The organism is Mycobacterium sp., from assembly GCF_049280035.1.
GTDB lineage: Bacteria > Actinomycetota > Actinomycetes > Mycobacteriales > Mycobacteriaceae > Mycobacterium.
The window spans coordinates 1-2,678 of sequence record NZ_JBAPPI010000187.1 but is presented as its reverse complement, the minus strand read 5'-3'; the positions used below and the strand labels follow the sequence as shown (position 1 = coordinate 2,678).

The following is a 2,678-nucleotide window of genomic DNA, read 5'->3' as shown; positions in this document are numbered from 1 at the left end:
GCGTACGCGCAGATCGCGGAGATCCGCACCGGGGTCAGCGATCTAGTCGACCACGCCGCCGACGTCTGGGTCCTCGACAGTCTCCCATTCGGCGAGGTGGCGAAGGGCACTATCGCGCCCTACGCCATCACCAACCGTCACGCCGAAGACACGGCATAAGAGTGTTCAGATAGAGTATCAGAGACATATTGGTCAACCCGCTGGGTTTCGGTGTTGCCCTGTTGGCCAACATGTTCCGCGACATTCCCGACGATGAGGCTGCAGCGACTGTGGACGCGGCCCGAGAACAGCGTGCCCGCCGCTGCGGACAGCCGTCCTCGATTACTGCAGTCGCTACGTGGCGACGGTGAGTTGGGGTATGCGGGCCATGATGGCTTGCATGTCGGCGTCGTCGGAGATGCCCTGGAAGTCGTAGCGGGGGGTGTAGGGCGACTCCAATGAGCGGATCTCGTCGGCGCTGAGGGCGATATCGACCGAGGCAACCGCATCGTCGATCTGACTGATGCGGCTCGCGCCGACGAGCGGAGCGGTGACGACCGGTTGGCTGCGTAGCCAGGCCAAAGCGATCTGGGCGCGAGTGACTCCGCGGGCCTCCGCGAGATTACCAACGGCGTCGATGATCTCGTGATCGGAGTGTTCGGTCAGCGGTGTGTAGAGCATGTCGGCGAATGCGTCGTTGGATGACCGGGTGGTGGCTTTGGAGTCGTCCCAGGCGCGGGCCAGACGCCCGCGCGCCAGCGGACTCCACACGATCGTGCCTACTCCCTCGTCTAGGCAGAGCGGGATCATTTCGCGTTCCTCTTCGCGGGCGAGCAGGTTGTAATGGTTCTGCATCGACACGAACCGGGCCCAGCCTTCGGCGCGTTGCAGGTGTAGCGCCTTGGCGAACTCCCATGCAGGCATAGACGATGCGCCCAGGTAGCGAACCTTGCCGGCCTTGACGAGGTCGTGCAGTGCCTCCAAGGTTTCTTCGAGCGGGGTGCTGTGGTCGTTGCGATGGAGTTGATAGAGATCGACGTAGTCGGTGCCGAGGCGGCGCAGGGAATGATCGATCTCGGTCATGATTGCCTTGCGGCTCAAGCCTTTTCCGTTGGGTCCCGAGCGCACCGGATGACGCAGTTTGGTCGCGATGACGACATCGTCGCGCTGGGCGAAGTCGCGCAGGGCGCGGCCCAGGATCTCCTCGCTCGAGCCCTGCGAATACATGTTGGCGGTATCGAAGAAATTGATGCCACTGTCGATGGCGTGCTTGATCAGCGGACGAGACTCGTCTTCGCCGAGCGACCACACCGGGTGACCGCGGCCGGGATCACCGTAGGTCATCGCGCCAATCGCAACCGGCGACACGTCCAGACCGGTCGTGCCGAGCTTGATGTATTGCATGGAGACTCCTAACCTGGAGATACCGGAGAGTTCTCCGCTTCTCGCAGTCCTACCGTACCGGAGAGTTCTCCGGTACTGCAAGATGGGAAGACCATGGTCGACCGGACGCGTGTCCACGTTCGGCGTTCCGATGCGCAGCGAAATCGCGACCATATCCTGCAAGTGGCGCACGACGCGTTCGCCGAATCGGGAGCAACGTCGCTCAACGAGATCGCCAAACGTGCTGGGGTTGGACCCGGCACCTTGTATCGGCACTTTCCCACTCGGGAAGCGCTGATATTGGCGGTGTACAGACGCGACATGCAGCGTCTGGTGGACTCCGTTCCCGACGTGTTGGCCATGCGCCCACCGTTGGAGGCGTTTCGCGCTTGGTTTCACACGCTTGCCGAGTACGTACGCGTCAAACATGGCCTGGGCGAAGCGCTTCACTCTGCGGCGATAAAGGATGCGATCAACGAAACCTATGCACCGGTGGTGACTGCCGTCGGCAAGCTGATCGATGCCTGCGTCGCTTGCGAGGCCATGCGACCGGGCCTGGAGCCCGCTGATGTGTTGCTGCTCATGGGTTTCATGTGGCGGGTGGAAGCGGGGCCCGAGGGCAAACGGCAGGCCGAGCGGATCACCGAGCTTGTCATCGACGGATTGGCGCCGTGACCAGGCAAGGACAACAGGCTCGATGGGTACGCTCCGGAGAATCATGAGCTGGACACCTGAGCAGCTCGCTCTTGTCGATGCCGCCCGCGAACTCGACATTGCAGTACGCCGTGTCGACGGAACCCTTCGGCCGTGGACGCCGATTTGGGTAGTGCACGTCGTCGGCGACGTATATGTCCGCACGTGGTACCGCAGAGATACCGGGTGGTTTGGCCTTGCCTTGAGCACAAGACGCGCACGTGTGCGCGTCCCCGGCGTAGAAGTCGACGTGCGCATCGAGGACGTCGGTGTCGGCCCGTCGGGACTGCGGGAGGACGTGGACGACGCCTACCGTGACAAGTACGGCAACGGTTCGACCGGAAGCATGGTCGGAGACGAAGCCGCAGCGACGACGCTTCGGCTGCTCAGAACATGATCGGCCAGTGGCCTCTGGCGCCGGCTTGATTGTCGTAGGGGCTGCCTAGCATGCCAAGCGCAAGACGATGCATCGCCGGGCCACACGGCCATAGCCCTGTTGGGAGGGTTTCATGAAGTTCATTTCGACCCGCATCATCACGGCCGACGTCAATCGGCTCATTGATTTCTACGAGATGGTCATTCAAGTCTCCGCGGTATGGGGGAATGAGCTTTTCGCGGAGATT

General features: G+C 62.4%; 3 protein-coding genes and 1 pseudogene. 3 read left to right on the top strand and 1 reads right to left on the bottom strand.

The features are described from left to right. Positions 1-333: 333 nt before the first annotated feature. On the bottom strand, positions 334-1,383 hold the full coding sequence (locus tag WAN71_RS06180) for an aldo/keto reductase (RefSeq protein ID WP_422224490.1): 1,050 nt from the start codon (positions 1,381-1,383) through the stop codon (positions 334-336). 93 nt (positions 1,384-1,476) lie between these two features. On the opposite strand from WAN71_RS06180, the gene WAN71_RS06175 reads away from it, so the two are divergent. From WAN71_RS06175 to WAN71_RS06165, 3 genes and pseudogenes are all read left to right on the top strand, one after another. Beyond that, positions 1,477-2,037: a TetR/AcrR family transcriptional regulator gene (locus WAN71_RS06175; RefSeq protein WP_422224489.1), complete on the top strand. Its 561-nt coding sequence runs from the start codon at positions 1,477-1,479 to the stop codon at positions 2,035-2,037. A gap of 43 nt (positions 2,038-2,080) precedes the next feature. After that, the gene (locus tag WAN71_RS06170; RefSeq protein WP_422224488.1) at positions 2,081-2,452 is read left to right on the top strand and encodes a DUF2255 family protein; all 372 of its coding nucleotides are present in this window, start codon (positions 2,081-2,083) and stop codon (positions 2,450-2,452) included. A 112-nt stretch (positions 2,453-2,564) separates the two neighbouring features. Then, a pseudogene (locus tag WAN71_RS06165) lies at positions 2,565-2,678 on the top strand (VOC family protein); the annotation flags it as partial.